This window comes from Arthrobacter sp. CAU 1506 (genome assembly GCF_005047635.1).
Classification (GTDB): domain Bacteria; phylum Actinomycetota; class Actinomycetes; order Actinomycetales; family Micrococcaceae; genus Crystallibacter.
In genome coordinates this window covers 185,075-200,199 of the sequence record NZ_SUKC01000003.1, presented here as the reverse complement: position 1 = coordinate 200,199, position 15,125 = coordinate 185,075, and the positions used below count along the sequence as shown (strand labels likewise).

The following is a 15,125-nucleotide window of genomic DNA, read 5'->3' as shown; positions in this document are numbered from 1 at the left end:
TGGATGGTGTGGCCGGGGCGCAGGCGTCAGCTCTGCTGCACCGGGGTGGTCTGGAGGACGGCCAGCCGGTGGTCCATGCGGTCCCGCTTGGTCTCCAGATAGCGGCGGTTCTGCTCGCGGTAGGGGACTTCGGCGGTCACCATGTCGACCACCTCGATGCCCAGTGCCGCCAGCATCCCGCTCTTCGCCGGATTGTTGCTCAGCAGCCGGATGGCGCCGAAACCCATGGCGCGCAGGATAGCCGCGGCAGCCGAATAGTCGCGCGCGTCCACCGGCAGCCCCAGCTGCTCATTGGCTTCCACCGTGTCTGCGCCGGCTTCCTGCAGCGCATAAGCCCGCATCTTGTTGGCCAGCCCAATGCCGCGCCCCTCCTGACCGCGCAGGTAGAGGACGGTGCCGCCTTGCTCACCGATCAGTGCCAGTGCCTGTTCCAGTTGTTCGCCGCAGTCGCAGCGGTAGGAGGCGAACACATCCCCGGTCAGGCATTCGGAATGCAGCCGGACCAGTGGCTCGGCCGCCGGCTGGACCGGTGAGGTGATGCTCAAGTGCTCCACGCCGGTGGCGGCGTCGGTCCAGGCTTGGGCCATGAAGTTGCCGAAGGCAGTGGGCAGCTGCACCGACGGCCCGCCCTCGACCGTGGCGGCCGGCGCCTTTTCGCGGATGCCGTCGCGGATGTCGTCAGTGGCCACGGTCCGCCACCTCCGGGAGGGAGGCCGGTTCTCCCCCGGCCAGATGGTTCGCGAGGTCCTCGATGGAGACCAGCGGGCAGTTGTGCTCGTCCGCGAACGCGCGCAGCGCCGGCAACCGCATCATGTCCCCCTCGTCATGCACCAACTCAGCGATGACACCGACCGGCGCACGCCCGCCCAGCCGGCACAGGTCCACGGCCGCCTCGGTGTGCCCGCGCCGTGCCAGCACCCCGCCGTCGACCGCACGCAACGGGAAGATGTGGCCGGGCCGGGTCAAGTCCGCGGCGGTGCTGTCCGCCGCGGCGAGCACCGCTGCGGTGCGCGCCCGGTCCGCGGAACTAATCCCCGTGCTCACGCCGACGGCGGCGTCGCAGGACACCGTGTAGGCCGTGCCCTTGGCATCCTGGTTGACTACAACCATCGGCGGCAGTCCCAGTTCGTCCGCGCGGGACGCCGGGAGCGGCACGCAAATGACACCCGAGGTATGGCGGATGGTCCAGCCCATCAGCTCGGGGGTCGCGGCGTCCGCTGCGAAGATGATGTCGCCTTCGTTCTCCCGGTCCTCGTCATCAACAACGACGACGGCGCGGCCCGCGGCGATCGCGGCCACCGCGGCTTCGATGGTGTCCAGCGCGATCCGGTGCTCCACCGCGGCGCTCATGACCGCGCCCCGGGGGTGAAGGCGAGCAGCCGCTCGGCATATTTGGCCAGCACGTCCACTTCCAGGTTCACCGTGTCTCCTGGCTGTTTTGCACCCAGGCCGGTGTCGGCCAGCGTGGTGGGTATCAGGCCGACTTCGAAAAACTGCGTTGCTGCTGCTGCATCGCTGACGGAGGTGACTGTCAAGGAGACACCGTCCACGGCAATGGACCCTTTCTCCGCGACGTAGCGGGCCAGCTCCTGGGGAACGGTGAAACGCAGGCGTTCCCAGTCGCCCAAATCCTCGCGCTCAGTCAGCGTGCCCACGCCGTCCACATGCCCTTGGACCACGTGCCCGTCCAGCCGGCCGCCGGCCGGCACGCAGCGTTCCAGGTTGACGGTCTGCCCCGGTTGGAGCGACCCGGTGGTGGTGCGGGTGAGCGTCTCCCCCATCACGTCAACACTGACCCGGCTGCCATCCAGCGCCACGGCGGTGAGGCACACCCCGTTGACCGCGATCGAGCCACCAAGTCCAAGGCCGGATGCGGTTTGCGGCGCGGTGAAGGTCAGCACGGCGCTGTCGGTGGCTGGATTCAGGTCCAGGGATTCAACCCGCCCTTGTTCGGCGATGATTCCGGTAAACATTCACTTGCCTTTCTGGGTGCCGTGGAACGGCAGGGGTTCAAGGTGCAGGCGCAGGTCCGCGCCCAGGGTGCGGGCATGGCCGCCGGTGCTGTCCCAGCGCCACCGGCCTGCCTCCGCCAGTGTCCCGATGCCAAGGTCGGCCACCGCGCGGGTGCCGGCACCGAGCATCAGCGGCGCCAGGTAGAGGATCAGTTCATCGACCAGGTCGGCGCGCAAGAAGGCCGAGGCGATGGTGGCTCCGCCTTCGATCATGGCGTGGCTTACGCCGCGGCCGGCCAGTTCGGCCAGTACTTCAGCGGGATCATGGGTAGCCAGTTGCAGGAAGCGACCATCGGTGCCGCGGACTGCCGCGTCTGCGGGCACCTTCCGGCGCCCCATCACAACGCGCAGCGGCTGGTCCGGCGTTTCGGTTCCGGTCCGGTCGCGGGCGGTCAGCCGGGGGTTGTCGGTGGCGATGGTTCCGGTGCCGGCGATGATCGCGTCCGCGCGGGAGCGGATGCCGTGGCTGTCCGCCCGGGCTTCCTCCCCGGTGATCCATTGGCTGGTGCCGTCTGCCGCAGCGATCAGCCCGTCCATTGTCTGGGCGATGTGCAGCGTGGTGAACGGCCGGTGTTCCCGCCGGGCCTGGAACCAGCGGTGGTTCAGTTCCTGGGCCTGCAGCGACATCAGTCCGGTGCGCACAGCTACTCCGGCCTCCGCCAGCCGCTGCGCTCCGCCGGCCGCCTGGTCGGTGGGGTCGGCCGTAGCGTAGATGAGCGAACCGATGCCCGCTGCCAGGATGGCTCCCGAGCAGGGGCCTGTCCGGCCAGAGTGATTGCACGGCTCCAGCGTCACCAGCATGGTGCAGTCCGCAAGCTCCGCCGCACGTCCCGACGGAACGTTGGCCAGCGCATCCACTTCGGCGTGCGGCGTGCCGGCGCCCCGGTGGTATCCGGTGCTGACCACGTCGCCGCGCGGATCGATGATGACCGCTCCCACCATGGGGTTCGCGCCGCGCACACCCTGTCCCGCCGCTGCCAGCGCCAACTCCATGCCGTGCTGCTCCGCCGTCGAAAATCCCTGGCCGGAGCCGGGGGCTGGCTGGCTCATCGCGCCGGCACCGTCTCGTCGCCGCTGTCAGCCCGGGCCGGCTGCCCGATCCGCGGATCGGGGTGCAGCGTCTCGACCTCGGGCTTGGCCTGTGCGTTGGCCCGCCACCAGACGAAGAACCCGACCAGTGTGAAGCCTCCGTAGAAGAGGTACATAAAGGCGCTGGCGTAGTAGCCGGCGCTGAACAGCAGCGGCACGCCCACAATGTCCACGGCAACCCAGATCAGCCAGAATTCAACCCAGCCGCGGGCCATGCCATAGGTGGCTAACAGCGACCCGACGAAGGTCCAGGCGTCGGCCCATACCGGCTCATAAGAACCCAGCGCAGCGAAGACCGGGGTCAGGGCTACAGTGCCCAGGAGCAAGGCAGCCACCAGGCCAACCCGCGCCTTGCCGCCGGCCCACTGCGGGGTGATGGCGCGGCCGCTGCCGTTGCGGGCGGAGCGCCAGCGGTTCCAGCCGTAAACGGCCACCGCGATGAACATGATCTGGCGGCCTGCCTGTCCCAGCAGGTTGGCCGTGCTGGCGGAGCCGAACAACGAGCCAAGGAAGACCGTCAGCAGGAGGAGGTTGCCGATAATGCCTACCGGCCAGGCCCACACTTTCCGGCGCATGCCGCCGAGGGCGCTGAGGAGTCCAAAAACGTTTCCCAGAACTTCGCGCAGCAGCAGTGAGCTGCCGGCAACGGGAATCTGAGCTTCAAAGAGCCACCGCAGAAAATCCATGCCGTTCCTTTCGAGCCGCGGCGGCTCCGGGGGAACGACAGTGCGGTAGGTCCGGGCACCCGGGTTAACTGGCCAGTGGCCGTACCCGGTGGCCCATTGCTGCCACCTGTACGTGCTTCTCCCATCCAGACTTTAACTGTCGGTACCGGAATTCCACCGGTTCAACCGTGGCCTCGGGTTCCGGGTGGAACTCTCGGCAACGGGTCGCGGACTATAACCGCCGGTTCGGACTTACACCGACCCCGGAGCACGTTGTGTTTGCGTAACTATGCTCTCACAACTGCTGCAGGGGGTCCCGCATTCCCGTCACATCGTGTAACAGCAGTCACAGGACCTTGGCAGCGGCCCGCAGCGAGGCGATGGCTTGCTCCGGGTCCGCCTGGCCGTAGACGGCCGAGCCGGCGACGAAAACCGTGGCGCCGGCCTCGGCGGCCCGCACTATCGTCTCTTCGGTGACGCCACCGTCCACTTGGATGGCCACTGGCAGTCCGGAACCCGCCACCGCGTTCGCCGCCTTGCGGATCTTGGGCAGCGTCACGTCCAGGAACGACTGGCCGCCGAACCCGGGTTCAACGGTCATGATCAGCAGCAGGTCCATCTCGGGGAGCAGATCGAGATACGGTTCGACGGCGGTGGCCGGCTTGAGCGCCATTCCCGCCTTGGCTCCAACGGACCTCAGTTCCCTGGCCAGCCGCACCGGGGCCTTCGCCGCTTCCACATGGAAGGTCACCGACTCGATGCCGGCCTCGGCATAGGCCGGCGCCCAACGGTCGGGGTCGGCAATCATCAGGTGCGCGTCCAGCGGCAGGCTGCTGACTTCCTGGATCCGCTGCACCACCGGCAGCCCGATCGTCAGGTTCGGCACGAAGTGGTTGTCCATCACGTCCACATGCACCGCGTCCGCGGTGCTGATGCGCTGCAGTTCGGCTTCGAGGTTGACGAAATCAGCCGAGAGGATGCTGGGGTTGATGCAGCAGTGTGCCATCGGGTGCTTGCCTGCCTGTCTAGGTGTTGTAGGAGTGGGCGAACTTGGGCCGGTTGCCCCGGTGCGGGTCAGCTGCTCCGTCGCAGCAGGGCCATGAACATGGCATCGGTGCCGTGGCGGTGCGGCCAGAGTTGCGTGGTTGTCCCGCCGGCCCGGCCAAGCGTGTCCCCGCCCGGTTGTCCTGCGTCCAGATGGCCCGGCAGGCTGACGCCGTCGAGGACCGCGGACGTGTCCAGCAGGTCCAGGCCGGGGTGCCGGCGGAGCAGGTCGGCGACCACTGCGGTCGTCTCTGCCGGGTGCGGCGAGCACGTCACGTAGGCGATCAGGCCGCCCGGCTTCGCGGCCGCGAGGGCGGCTTCGAGCAGGTCGCGCTGCAGCGGACCCAGTTGCGCAACGTCGGAGGGCTTCCGGCGCCAACGGGATTCCGGTCGGCGCCGGAGCGCTCCCAATCCCGTGCAGGGCGCGTCCACCATGATGCGGTCGAACTGGCCGGCGTACTGGTCGCCGACCTCGCGGCCGTCTCCGGTACGGACCTCCCAGACGTCCGCCGGGACCGGCGCCAGCGCCTTGCGGACCAACTCTGCCCGGTGTTCGGCTACCTCATTGGCCAGCAGCGTGGCGCCCTGTTCGGCGGCCAGCGCGGCCAGCAGCGCCGCCTTGCCGCCGGGGCCGGCGCACAGATCAAGCCACCGCTCTCCGGGAGAGGACGGTGCGGCGGCGGCCAGGGCACGGGCCACCAGTTGCGAGCCGGCGTCCTGCACGCGGGTGGTTCCGGCCCGGACGCTGGCCAGCCGGCCGACGTCGCCGCCGGCATACAGGGCCGAACCCTCCACCAGTTCGCCGGGCTCGGCGCCTGCTTCGACCGCCTCGTCCAACGAACCCAGCCCGGGCAATGCCACCAGGTTCACCACCGGCGCGGCGTTGTCGGCAGCCAATAGCTCTTCCACTTCGTCCACGCTACGGCCATGTCCGGCCAACGACTGCCGCAGGGCCCGCACGATCCACTCCGGGTGGCTGTGTTCCAGGGCTGCTGCCTTGATCGGGTCGGTCTCCCCCGCGGTCAGCTCGGCGGTCCAGCCGTTGAGGTCATGCGCCGTCACCTTGCGCAGCACGGCATTGATCAGCGAACCCGGCCCGGCACCGATCACCGCGCGGGCCAGGCTGACCGTCTGGTCCAAGGCGGCGTGGGCCGGCACCCGCATGGCCAGCAACTGGTGGGCGCCGAGGCGCAAGGCGTCAAGGATCGCCGGGTCCAACTGATCCAGGGGCCGGTCGACACAGCGGGCGAGGATGGCATCGTAGGTGCCCAGGCCGCGCAACGCGCCGTAGGTCAGCTCCGTGGCGAAACCGGCGTCCCGCTTGTCCAGACGGTGTTTGCGAATGCTCGCCGGCAGCACCAGGTTCGCGTACGCGTCGTCCCGTTCCACCGCGCGCAGCACCTCGAAGGCCGCCAGCCGGGCAGGATCTGCCGTCCTGGACCGCTGCGACGGTGCCGATTGCGAGTAGTGCCGGGTGCCGCCGCGGTTGCGCTCACGACCGGCAGCATCGCGTCGACCGCTTCCCTGGCCCCTGCCGCCCTGGCGTCCGCGCCCTTCATTGTTGCCGCGGCCGCTGTTCCGGCCGCCTTCGTTCCGGCCGCTCATTCGAAGTGCACATCCTCACGCTGCCCAAGCCCGCGGGCCCAGTCTGCAGCATCCATCATCTTTTTACCTGCCGGCTGGACCTTGTCCAGCTCGACTGCATGCGAGCCGGTACCCACCAGTGCGGACGCGGACGATCCGCCGGGCAGCCTGACGGCGCCCGGCGGCAAGTCCCGGGTCTCCGGCCGCGGCCGTACCGGTCCCAGCTTGAATCGCTGCCCCGCCAGCATGGTCCAAGCACCCGGCTCGGGCGTCACACCGTTGATGCGGCGGCGGATGGCGAGTGCCGGCTGCTGCCAGTCGATATGCCCGTCCTCCAAGGACAGCTTCGGCGCCAGGCTGACATCGCCGGTTTGTGCCACCGCAGCGGCTTTGCCTGCGCCGACGGCCGCCAGGGTTTGGGACAGCAGCACGGCGCCGCTGCGGGACAGCCGTTCCAGCACGTCGCCGCTGGTGTCCTCCGGGCGCAGCGCCTCGGTCAGGGTGCCGTAGACCGGGCCGGTGTCCAGGCCCTTTTCCAGCAGGAAGGTGGAAGCACCGGTGACATCGTCGCCGTTGATGACGGCATGCTGCACCGGCGCGGCACCGCGCCACGCGGGCAACAGCGAAAAGTGCAGGTTGATCCAGCCGTGTTGCGGGATCCCCAAGGCTGTTTCCGGGACCAAACCGCCGTAGGCCACAATGGCGGCCACGTCCGGAGCGGCCGCCCGGATGGCCTCCATCGCGTTCTGGTCGATCCGGTTGGCCCGGATCACCGGGACGCCCAGTTCACCGGCACGGGCAGCCACCGGAGAGGGAGTCAGGATCCGTTTCCTGCCGACCGGCGCATCCTCCCGGGTGAGCACTGCCACGATCTCGAAACCGTCCTGAACCAGCCGGTCGAGGGACGGTACCGCCACCGCAGGCGTGCCGGCGAATAGAACTCGCAAGCCGCTGCCGCCGTCCGTCATGCCAGCGGCTGCCCGAAGGAACCGGTCTGTGCCGGTGCCGCTGCGCGGCTGAAGCCTGAACCGACGTGGGCTGCACGCTTGGCCTGGGTTTCGCCGGCTACTTCGTTATAACCGGCGTTGCGGATGGACCGCAGCGCGTTTTTGCGGTCCTCGCCGGTCAGGTGGTCGATGTAGAGGATGCCGTCCAGGTGGTCGGTCTCATGCTGGAAGCAGCGAGCCAGCATGCCTTCGCCTTCGTACTCCACCGGGTTGCCGTGCACATCCTGGCCCGTGACCCGGGTCCAGCGGCGCCGGCGGACCGGATAGCCCAGCCCGGGGATAGACAGGCAGCCTTCGGCCACGTCTTCTTGGAAGTCTTCGCTGAGCCCAAGCACGGGATTGACCACGTGGCCCCTTTGTCCGCCTACCCGGAACGTAAAAACCCGCAGGCTGACGCCGATTTGCGGGGCGGCCAGCCCGGCGCCGTCGACGTCCTCCATGGTTTCGTCCATGTCCGCTACCAGCTTGGCCAGTTCCGGCCCGAACTCGGTCACCGGTTCCGCCTTGGTCCGCAGGACGGGGTCGCCGATAATCCGGATGCTCAGGATCGCCATGTAGTTCTTGTCCTCACTGCTGCCGCGTTGACGGCGCTGAAAGTGGTTGGGTTCCGGTCCAGTTTAGTGGGCCTGTTGGGCTGCCTGCAGTGCCGGCGACGGCGGTGCGATCGGCAGCAGAGCGCGGCCGGCTTCCGACACCTGAAGATGCGTCTCCCAGGCACGCCGCAACGAGCAGAACCGGTACCAGTGCCAGCGGAGCACCTCCGGGTTGGCCCGCATGGGGCGGACTTCCGTCTCTCCGATCGCCACGCCCAGCAGCAGCGGGTCGTCGCCGTGCGCCCACGGCTCCCAGCTTCCCGCGGCGCCGTCCACCAGCGATTCCTGGGCCTTCATGCCCGCAACCAACTGCATGACCACTTTGTCATTGAGCGCCTTGACCTGGCCGTTGCGGTCCGTCCCCTTGGTCTTGAAGTCGATCAGGCAGGTACGACCGCCGATCCGGGCCACCAGGTCCAGGGTGCCGGCGTAGCCTACTTCCTGGTTCCAGACCGTGATCTCCGGTGCAATCGGCTCGACAGAGTAGAGCTGCCACCATTCATCGAACCTGTCGGCGAAAGCTTCTTCCCCGTTTGCCTTGAGGGCCTCCCGTGCACCGGCGACATCATGGTCCTTACCCAGCGCCCGCAGCGCCACCTGTTCGCAATATCCGTGGACCCGGTCGCCGCGCAGCGCCGCCGCGTCCCGGTAGCGGTCGGCCGCCAGCGTGGCTTCTTTGGCCAGCGTCCGCAGCCGCCCCGGATTTCCGGCGGCTTCGGCCAACCGGGCATCCGAGGCCAACGAGGTGGCGGCCATGTGCGCGAACCAGCCGTCCAGCGTGGTCGGCTCCTGCGCGATCACGGTGGTGATGGAAGGGACCGACGGCGGCTCCGAGGTGGAGCGCGCGTACATCCGGCCGTTGGCGGTGGCATGCGCAAGGAGTGGTGCAGTCATATAGAGATCTTCTCAGGTTCCACTGACGGTTCCGGTCCGCAGTCCACCGTTGCCGGCCACCTGCTGCCACCGGCACCCTTTGGTGTCCTTGGCATCCCACAACAAAAATCCCGGCCGGGCTGCTGCCTGGCGGGGATGTTGTGAAGTGGTGGGCGATACTGGGTTCGAACCAGTGACCTCTTCGGTGTGAACGAAGCGCGCTACCACTGCGCCAATCGCCCCAACATGTTGCCGATGCGCCGAACGCTTTCTGCAACGTGTAGAAATGCTAGCCCACAGGTCCGGAGAATCAAAAATCGGCGGGACGTGCTGCCTGCATGTCGGCTGATGCGGTCGTACTGGAGGTCGCAGCAGAGGCACGACGGCCGCCCTGGGGAGTACCGACGTCGGGCCCTTGGACACGCCGGTTTCACCGGCGTTTCAGTCGCTGGAGATCCCGATTGGACGAAGCGCGAAACGTCCTATAGAGTTTTTACTCGTTGGAAATCACAACGACGCCGCGAGCGGTTCCACTAACGGTTCGCGGTTACAGTGATGGATAACTTCTGCGGACGTAGCTCAGCTGGCTAGAGCACCACCTTGCCAAGGTGGATGTCGCGGGTTCGAATCCCGTCGTCCGCTCGCAAGTCACTGTTTAGTGCCAGCGTCGCTGGCCGGTCCTAGGGCATTAGCCCATAGGCGCGGTGGGGTGGCCGAGAGGCGAGGCAGCGGCCTGCAAAGCCGTATACGCGGGTTCGAATCCCGTCCCCACCTCGTGCGGTGGCACGGCAAGCAGGCACACATCTCGTGAGAGATCACGGGCGATTGGCGCAGCGGTAGCGCGCTTCCCTGACACGGAAGAGGTCACTGGTTCGATCCCAGTATCGCCCACTGAAACAGACCGGAGTAATCCGGGACGTTTCGCGCGGACGTAGCTCAGCTGGCTAGAGCACCACCTTGCCAAGGTGGATGTCGCGGGTTCGAATCCCGTCGTCCGCTCCAGTTTTTTCTTCAGTTCCTCCATCGCCCGCCTCGGGCAGACCGGGGCGATTGGCGCAGCGGTAGCGCGCTTCCCTGACACGGAAGAGGTCACTGGTTCGATCCCAGTATCGCCCACCATCGGATGGCTCCCCTTCGCGGGAGCCTTTGTTGTTTAAACTATTGAGCACCCGCTGCGAAGTGCCTACGATGGAATGGCAGGGGCGAAAGGCCCCCCGTCGGAAAGGAGGTGCCAGTGTCGTTATTTGACGAGCTCAAGGGCAGGGCAGGAGCACTCAAGGACAAGGCAGCCGGTCTCGTGGGAGAAAACTCTGACACGATCAAGGGTGCCGTCGGCAACGTCGGTGGATACATCGACACCAAGACCGGCGGTAAGTATTCCGAGCAGGTAGACGGCCTGCAGGCCAAGGCATCCGGCTTCGTCGATTCGTTCGGCGGCACGGGTGGCCAGGCGCCGTCCGACGGGAAGCCCTCGTCCAACTAGTCCTTAGCACGCCAAGGAGGGTGCCGGACCGCCGGGAGGCGGCGCCGGCGCCCTTCTTCATTAAGCCAGCGCCGCTCTTCCTTCATTAAGGAAGCGCCGCTCTTCGTTGAAGAGCGGCGCTGTTTCGTTCAGGTGCGGTGCTTGCCTGGGAACGGCCGGGACCTACACCGCCGCTTCGCCGGTCTGGCCTTCTCGGGCCAGCGCGGTCAAACGGGAGACGGCCCGGAAGTACTTCTTCATGTAGCCGCCGGACATCATTTCCGGTGTGAACAGTTGGTCGAACGGCACACCGCTGGCGATGATCGGCACATCCTTGTCGTACAGGCGGTCGGCCAGCACCACGAACCGCAAAGCCAGGGCCTGTTCGGAAATGGTGTGGACGTTGTGCCAGGCCACCGCATCCACGCCGTCGAGGAACTGCCGGTAGCGGCTGGGATGCACGCCTTCCAGATGATTGACCAGGTCGGAGAATTCGTCGGCGGCCACCACCTTGCCGTCGAAGTCGTGCAAGCGGCGCTTGAGGTCATGGTTGCTGAGCGGTTCCGGAGCGGCGGGTAGCCCGCGGTGCCGGTAGTCTTCGCCGTCCACCCGGATGACGTCGAACTGGTCGGACAGCACCTGGATCTCGCGCTGGAAGTCGACGGCGGCAAAGCGGCCCTCCCCCAGCGAACCGGGCAGGGTATTGGACGTGGCGGCAAGCTTGACCCCGGCGTCGGCCAGCTCGCGCATCAGCCGCGACATCAGCACCGTGTCGCCTGGATCATCCAGTTCGAACTCGTCGATGCAAACCAGGCGGTAGCTGCTCAGGGCTTCCACCGTCTTGCGGAAGGACAGTGCACCCACCAGGTTGGTGTACTCGACGAAGGTACCGAAGGCCTTCGGCCCGTCCACTGCGTGCCAGAGCGAGGCGAGCAGGTGCGTCTTGCCGACGCCGAACCCGCCGTCCAGGTAGATGCCGGCCCGGCTTTCCGGCTTGCCGCCGCCAAACAGCTTCTTCAGGCCCTTCGGCTTGGGCCGGTCCACGGCAGCGGCAAAGTGCTGCAGTGCCTTGACCGCGGCGGCCTGGGACGGCTGGGCCGGGTCCGGCCGGTAACTGGCAAAGGACACCTCACCGAAGCGCGGCGACGGGTGCAGGCCCGCCAGCAGTTCGTCCACGGACACTCTGGGGGTCCGGCGTGAAAGCTGTTCAATCTTGGGCACGTGAAGCTTACCGCTGCTTTCCTGACATGGGGTTCAAAGACATAGCGGACGGAATGCCGCCAGCAAAACGATACGCTACCCGCGCCAATCAGCGGCAGTTGGTGTCGGTCCGGCCACCTCGAGAACCCGGCCACGCCACACAGAGGACCCGGCCCGGCATCGGCAATTCGACCCGGCCTCATAGAGAACCCGGCCCGGCCACGGCAACCCGGCCCGACCACATCGGGAACGGATTCCGTGTGGCGCTGGTGACGAATATGGCTCGGCGTGAACACCCGGAAGCATTTGCCGGCTGCGGTGGTTAGGCTAAACAGGAGTCCCGCGCCGTGATCGACGGCCCCTGCACGCTACAGAAAGGTCCTGCCATGCCCATTGCCGCTGAGCAGAACGAAAAGTTCGCCGCCTATGCCAACCCCGACCGCTTGGTCTCCACGCAGTGGTTGGCCGACAACCTGGGCACAGACGGCCTGGTGGTCGTGGAGTCCGACGAAGACATTCTGCTGTATGAAACCGGGCACATCCCGTCAGCGGTGAAAATCGACTGGCACACCGACCTGAATGATCCGGATACCCGCGACTACGTGGACGGGGAAGGCTTCGCGGCGCTGCTCGGTTCCAAGGGCATCAGCCGCGACACCACGGTGGTGCTCTACGGAGACAAGAGCAACTGGTGGGCAGCCTATGCCCTGTGGGTGTTCACCTTGTTCGGCCACGAGGACGTGCGCTTGCTGGACGGCGGCCGGGACAAGTGGATCGCGGAAGGCCGCGAGCTGACCACCGAGGTGCCGCAGCCGGCCCCGGTGGACTACCCCGTCATCGAACGCCATGACGCGCCGATCCGCGCGTTCCTCAGCGATGTGCTGGACCACTTCGGCAAGCCGCTGGTGGACGTGCGCTCCCCCGAGGAATACTCCGGCCAGCGCACCACCATGCCGGCCTACCCGGAGGAAGGTGCGCTGCGCGGCGGCCACATCCCGACGGCGGCGTCCGTCCCGTGGGCGCGGGCCGCGGCCGAGGACGGCACTTTCCGCACGCGCGATGAGCTCGAAGCCATCTACCTGGGCGAAGCCGGCCTGCAGCCGGGCGACGACGTGGTGGCCTACTGCCGGATTGGCGAACGCTCCAGCCACACCTGGTTCGTGCTCAAGCACCTGCTGGGCTTCGACACGGTGCGGAACTATGACGGCTCGTGGACCGAGTGGGGCAACGCGGTACGCGTGCCGATCGTCAAGGGCGACCAACCCGGCCAGCTGCCGGCCTCAGCCCGCTGAGGAATAGCCCTTCGGCGCAGGACGTTAACCCAGCGAACCGAAAACCCGCCCTAGAGAGAGCCCAAGAAGACTGAAGATGAGCGCGTCGCCCCAGACCATTCCCGCCCCGCTGGCCGAGATTATTGATGATTTCCAGGCGGTCACCGAGGCCGAGAGGCTGCAGCTACTGCTGGAATTCTCCCGCGAACTGCCGGAGCTGCCGGAACGCTTCGCCGGGCATCCGGAACTGCTGGAGCAAGTGGTGGAGTGCCAGTCGCCGCTCTTCCTGACCCTTGAGCTGGGCGATGACCCGGACCAGGACGTGCAGATCTATTTCTCTGCACCGCCGGAAGCTCCGACCACCCGGGGCTTCGCCTCCGTGCTGCATGAGGGGCTGAACGGGCTTCCGGCACAGCAGATCCTGGCTGTTCCGGACGACATCGCCGAGCATCTGGGCCTGACACGTGCGATCACGCCGCTGCGAATCCGCGGCATGTCCGCCATGCTGTTCCGGATCAAGCGCCTGATCTCCGAGGCCCGGCAGCTCCGCGCAGCCTCGGCCTGAGCATGGCCAAGCACAAACCTTCCGCCGGAACCCCCGCCACCACGCTGCTGCAGCGGGCGGGGGTTCCGCATCTGCTGCATAGTTATTCTCACGATCCCTCGGCGCCCAGTTTCGGCTTGGAGGCCGCCGAGGCGCTGGGCATGGATCCGGACCGTGTGTTCAAAACCCTGATGGCCACGCTGGACGGAACGCTGGCGGTCGCCATCGTGCCGGTCAGTTCCAGCCTGGACCTGAAGAAGTTCGCCGCAGCCCTGGGCGGTAAGAAAGCTGCCATGGCCGACCCTCAGGTGGCCCAGCGGCGCACAGGCTATGTGTTGGGCGGCATCTCGCCGCTCGGACAAAAGCAGGCCAGCCCCACGGTGTTGGATTCCACCGCCCCGGGCTTCGACACCATCCTGGTCTCCGGCGGGCGCCGCGGCCTGGACATTGAAATTGCGCCGGACGATCTGGTCGCCCTGACGCAGGCTGCGCTTGCCCCGATCAAGTCGGGCTAGCGCTGACCCGCCGGGTTCAACACGCGGCCCAGGAAGGACGTGACCACGCGCTCCCAGCGTTCGGGGTCCACGTTCCATTCCCGGGTATGCCCGGCTCCGCTGAATCGCTCGAAGGTGACCAGCGGGTTCTTCTCGGCCAGCGCCGCGGACGGCCCGTAGGGCACGAAGTCGTCGTTCTCGCTGTGCACGATCAGTGTCGGCACCTGCAGTTCGTCGGCCCGGGCCACCCAGTTCATCATCTTCAGGTCCAGCGGGGCGGCCAGTCCGGTCAGCAGCCGACCCGCCTTGTTCGAAATCAACCACTGCGAGAACTGCCCGACGGCATCCGGAATCCGATTCAGTTTTGCCTGGTGCGCCAGCACATCGGTCCAGTCAATCACCGGGGCGTCCAGGACCAGCGCCCGGATCCGGCTCCGGTAGAGCGACTGGTCTGCGGCCTGCAGGCTGATCGCCCCGCCCATCGACCAGCCGACCAAAACAACATCCTGCGCGCCGTTCGCCAGCGCATACCGGATCGCCGCCTCGACGTCGCGCCATTCGGTCATGCCCAGCCCATAGCGGCGGTCCGGTGCGGAGGGTGCTTCGCCGTCGTTCCGGTAGGAAATCAGCAGCGACGTCAGTCCCAGTTCACGGACCGCCCGCACCGCGCGCACGCCTTCCGCCCGGGACGCGCCACGGCCGTGCACCATAATCGCCCAGGTGGTGGCCTCCGATTCGGCGCGGACCAGCCAGGCGGGCGCAATGCCGCCCTCCACCTCGATCTGCACCTCTTCATTGGCCAGCCCGACGGCGGCCGGATCCGGGTAGGCGGCACCGCCCCACCAGCCGCGCCTGGCTGCGGCGAGGTCGCCGGTGTACACCTGCTCGACCGTGCGCTGGACGGTGCCTTCCCGCGGCGAGTACGACGTCACCTCGCCCACCCGCGCCACGCCGCGGCCGCCGTCGAAATAGACGCTGTAGACGCCCGGCGCAGTCGTGTCCACGGTGGCCGGCAGGATGATTTCCTGCTCCGGCCAGGTTCCGACGACGGCCAGGATCTCCAGGTCCTGGACATGCTCGCGCACCGGAGTCAGCACCTGGCGGGCAAAGTAGGAGGCCAGTCCGGACGTCGCGCCGGCCAGGACGGATCCCGCGGTGGCTCCGGCCACTGCCCCGAGCAACAGCCAGCGCGCCCTGGGCAGGGTGCCGGCACCATTGCCATTGCCGGCGGTAACGGTCCCGGACCGGGAAGAACGTTCGAACAGAGCCATGGGTCCATTCTTGCCG

General features: G+C 67.4%; 16 protein-coding genes, 6 tRNA genes and 1 riboswitch. Of the genes, 9 read left to right on the top strand and 13 right to left on the bottom strand.

Going from position 1 to position 15,125, the window contains the following annotated elements:
* Window positions 1–26: 26 nt before the first annotated feature.
* The 11 genes from ribA to E4J89_RS05870 form a co-directional block, all read right to left on the bottom strand.
* Window positions 27–689: a GTP cyclohydrolase II gene (gene ribA / locus E4J89_RS05920; RefSeq protein ID WP_240691738.1), complete on the bottom strand. Its 663-nt coding sequence runs from the start codon at window positions 687–689 to the stop codon at window positions 27–29.
* Entirely contained in the window at window positions 679–1,350 is a 672-nt protein-coding gene (gene ribB / locus E4J89_RS05915; protein ID WP_136785174.1) for a 3,4-dihydroxy-2-butanone-4-phosphate synthase, read from the bottom strand. The genes ribA and ribB overlap by 11 nt, the downstream gene beginning before the upstream one ends.
* The gene (locus E4J89_RS05910) at window positions 1,347–1,973 is read right to left on the bottom strand and encodes a riboflavin synthase (RefSeq protein ID WP_136785173.1); all 627 of its coding nucleotides are present in this window, start codon (window positions 1,971–1,973) and stop codon (window positions 1,347–1,349) included. The genes ribB and E4J89_RS05910 overlap by 4 nt, the downstream gene beginning before the upstream one ends.
* Window positions 1,974–3,062, bottom strand: coding sequence for a bifunctional diaminohydroxyphosphoribosylaminopyrimidine deaminase/5-amino-6-(5-phosphoribosylamino)uracil reductase RibD (gene ribD, locus E4J89_RS05905; RefSeq protein ID WP_136785171.1), 1,089 nt, complete (start codon window positions 3,060–3,062; stop codon window positions 1,974–1,976). It abuts the gene before it with no gap.
* A complete protein-coding gene (gene pnuC, locus E4J89_RS05900; RefSeq protein ID WP_136785170.1) occupies window positions 3,059–3,787 on the bottom strand; it encodes a nicotinamide riboside transporter PnuC in 729 nt (242 codons plus the stop codon). The genes ribD and pnuC overlap by 4 nt, the downstream gene beginning before the upstream one ends.
* A 108-nt stretch (window positions 3,788–3,895) precedes the next feature.
* A riboswitch (FMN riboswitch) is annotated at window positions 3,896–4,042 on the bottom strand.
* Between the two features lie 70 nt (window positions 4,043–4,112).
* Entirely contained in the window at window positions 4,113–4,772 is a 660-nt protein-coding gene (gene rpe / locus E4J89_RS05895) for a ribulose-phosphate 3-epimerase (protein ID WP_136785168.1), read from the bottom strand.
* Between the two features lie 68 nt (window positions 4,773–4,840).
* The gene (locus tag E4J89_RS05890) at window positions 4,841–6,415 is read right to left on the bottom strand and encodes a transcription antitermination factor NusB (RefSeq protein WP_136785167.1); all 1,575 of its coding nucleotides are present in this window, start codon (window positions 6,413–6,415) and stop codon (window positions 4,841–4,843) included.
* Window positions 6,412–7,341 carry a methionyl-tRNA formyltransferase gene (fmt, locus tag E4J89_RS05885; RefSeq protein ID WP_136785166.1) on the bottom strand — a complete coding sequence of 310 codons (930 nt, stop codon included), beginning with the start codon at window positions 7,339–7,341 and terminating at the stop codon, window positions 6,412–6,414. Before fmt ends, E4J89_RS05890 begins: the two co-directional genes overlap by 4 nt.
* A 17-nt stretch (window positions 7,342–7,358) precedes the next feature.
* Window positions 7,359–7,955, bottom strand: a complete 597-nt coding sequence (gene def, locus E4J89_RS05880; RefSeq protein WP_136785164.1) for a peptide deformylase — start codon at window positions 7,953–7,955, stop codon at window positions 7,359–7,361.
* Between the two features lie 63 nt (window positions 7,956–8,018).
* Complete coding sequence (locus E4J89_RS05875) at window positions 8,019–8,888, bottom strand: cytochrome (protein WP_136785162.1); 870 nt, start codon at window positions 8,886–8,888, stop codon at window positions 8,019–8,021.
* Between the two features lie 146 nt (window positions 8,889–9,034).
* Window positions 9,035–9,109: transfer RNA gene (locus E4J89_RS05870), tRNA-Val, on the bottom strand.
* A gap of 326 nt (window positions 9,110–9,435) precedes the next feature.
* Here E4J89_RS05870 and E4J89_RS05865 point away from each other — a divergent pair.
* From E4J89_RS05865 to E4J89_RS05840, 6 genes are all read left to right on the top strand, one after another.
* Window positions 9,436–9,509, top strand: a tRNA-Gly gene (locus E4J89_RS05865).
* Between the two features lie 61 nt (window positions 9,510–9,570).
* Window positions 9,571–9,641: transfer RNA gene (locus tag E4J89_RS05860), tRNA-Cys, on the top strand.
* A gap of 45 nt (window positions 9,642–9,686) precedes the next feature.
* Window positions 9,687–9,758: transfer RNA gene (locus E4J89_RS05855), tRNA-Val, on the top strand.
* A 34-nt stretch (window positions 9,759–9,792) separates the two neighbouring features.
* Window positions 9,793–9,869 (top strand) — tRNA-Gly (locus E4J89_RS05850).
* A gap of 42 nt (window positions 9,870–9,911) precedes the next feature.
* Window positions 9,912–9,986, top strand: a tRNA-Val gene (locus E4J89_RS05845).
* Between the two features lie 115 nt (window positions 9,987–10,101).
* Window positions 10,102–10,350 carry an antitoxin gene (locus tag E4J89_RS05840; protein ID WP_136785161.1) on the top strand — a complete coding sequence of 83 codons (249 nt, stop codon included), beginning with the start codon at window positions 10,102–10,104 and terminating at the stop codon, window positions 10,348–10,350.
* 162 nt (window positions 10,351–10,512) lie between these two features.
* On the opposite strand, the gene zapE is transcribed toward E4J89_RS05840, so the two are convergent.
* Window positions 10,513–11,550, bottom strand: coding sequence for a cell division protein ZapE (gene zapE, locus E4J89_RS05835; RefSeq protein WP_136785160.1), 1,038 nt, complete (start codon window positions 11,548–11,550; stop codon window positions 10,513–10,515).
* Window positions 11,551–11,915: 365 nt separating this feature from the next.
* On the opposite strand from zapE, the gene E4J89_RS05830 reads away from it, so the two are divergent.
* The 3 genes from E4J89_RS05830 (at window position 11,916) to ybaK (ending at window position 13,859) form a co-directional block, all read left to right on the top strand.
* Window positions 11,916–12,821 (top strand): sulfurtransferase, encoded by a 906-nt coding sequence (locus E4J89_RS05830; RefSeq protein WP_136785159.1) that lies wholly within the window; start codon window positions 11,916–11,918, stop codon window positions 12,819–12,821.
* Window positions 12,822–12,897: 76 nt separating this feature from the next.
* A complete protein-coding gene (locus E4J89_RS05825) occupies window positions 12,898–13,365 on the top strand; it encodes a SufE family protein (protein ID WP_136785157.1) in 468 nt (155 codons plus the stop codon).
* Window positions 13,366–13,367: 2 nt separating this feature from the next.
* On the top strand, window positions 13,368–13,859 hold the full coding sequence (gene ybaK / locus E4J89_RS05820; RefSeq protein ID WP_136785156.1) for a Cys-tRNA(Pro) deacylase: 492 nt from the start codon (window positions 13,368–13,370) through the stop codon (window positions 13,857–13,859).
* On the opposite strand, the gene E4J89_RS05815 is transcribed toward ybaK, so the two are convergent.
* Window positions 13,856–15,109: an alpha/beta fold hydrolase gene (locus E4J89_RS05815; RefSeq protein WP_136785155.1), complete on the bottom strand. Its 1,254-nt coding sequence runs from the start codon at window positions 15,107–15,109 to the stop codon at window positions 13,856–13,858. The two genes, ybaK and E4J89_RS05815, sit on opposite strands and share 4 nt — an antisense overlap.
* Window positions 15,110–15,125 lie beyond the last annotated feature (16 nt).

What these genes read in the sequence shown, in the direction of transcription:
- ribB (WP_136785174.1), bottom strand. Translation starts at nt 1,350, where the DNA reads ATGAGCGCCGCGGTGGAGCACCGGATCGCGCTGGACACCATCGAAGCC.
- E4J89_RS05910 (WP_136785173.1), bottom strand. Translation starts at nt 1,973, where the DNA reads ATGTTTACCGGAATCATCGCCGAACAAGGGCGGGTTGAATCCCTGGAC.
- ribD (WP_136785171.1), bottom strand. Translation starts at nt 3,062, where the DNA reads ATGAGCCAGCCAGCCCCCGGCTCCGGCCAGGGATTTTCGACGGCGGAG.
- pnuC (WP_136785170.1), bottom strand. Translation starts at nt 3,787, where the DNA reads ATGGATTTTCTGCGGTGGCTCTTTGAAGCTCAGATTCCCGTTGCCGGC.
- rpe (WP_136785168.1), bottom strand. Translation starts at nt 4,772, where the DNA reads ATGGCACACTGCTGCATCAACCCCAGCATCCTCTCGGCTGATTTCGTC.
- E4J89_RS05890 (WP_136785167.1), bottom strand. Translation starts at nt 6,415, where the DNA reads ATGAGCGGCCGGAACGAAGGCGGCCGGAACAGCGGCCGCGGCAACAAT.
- def (WP_136785164.1), bottom strand. Translation starts at nt 7,955, where the DNA reads ATGGCGATCCTGAGCATCCGGATTATCGGCGACCCCGTCCTGCGGACC.
- E4J89_RS05875 (WP_136785162.1), bottom strand. Translation starts at nt 8,888, where the DNA reads ATGACTGCACCACTCCTTGCGCATGCCACCGCCAACGGCCGGATGTAC.
- E4J89_RS05830 (WP_136785159.1), top strand. Translation starts at nt 11,916, where the DNA reads ATGCCCATTGCCGCTGAGCAGAACGAAAAGTTCGCCGCCTATGCCAAC.
- E4J89_RS05825 (WP_136785157.1), top strand. Translation starts at nt 12,898, where the DNA reads ATGAGCGCGTCGCCCCAGACCATTCCCGCCCCGCTGGCCGAGATTATT.
- ybaK (WP_136785156.1), top strand. Translation starts at nt 13,368, where the DNA reads ATGGCCAAGCACAAACCTTCCGCCGGAACCCCCGCCACCACGCTGCTG.
- E4J89_RS05815 (WP_136785155.1), bottom strand. Translation starts at nt 15,109, where the DNA reads ATGGCTCTGTTCGAACGTTCTTCCCGGTCCGGGACCGTTACCGCCGGC.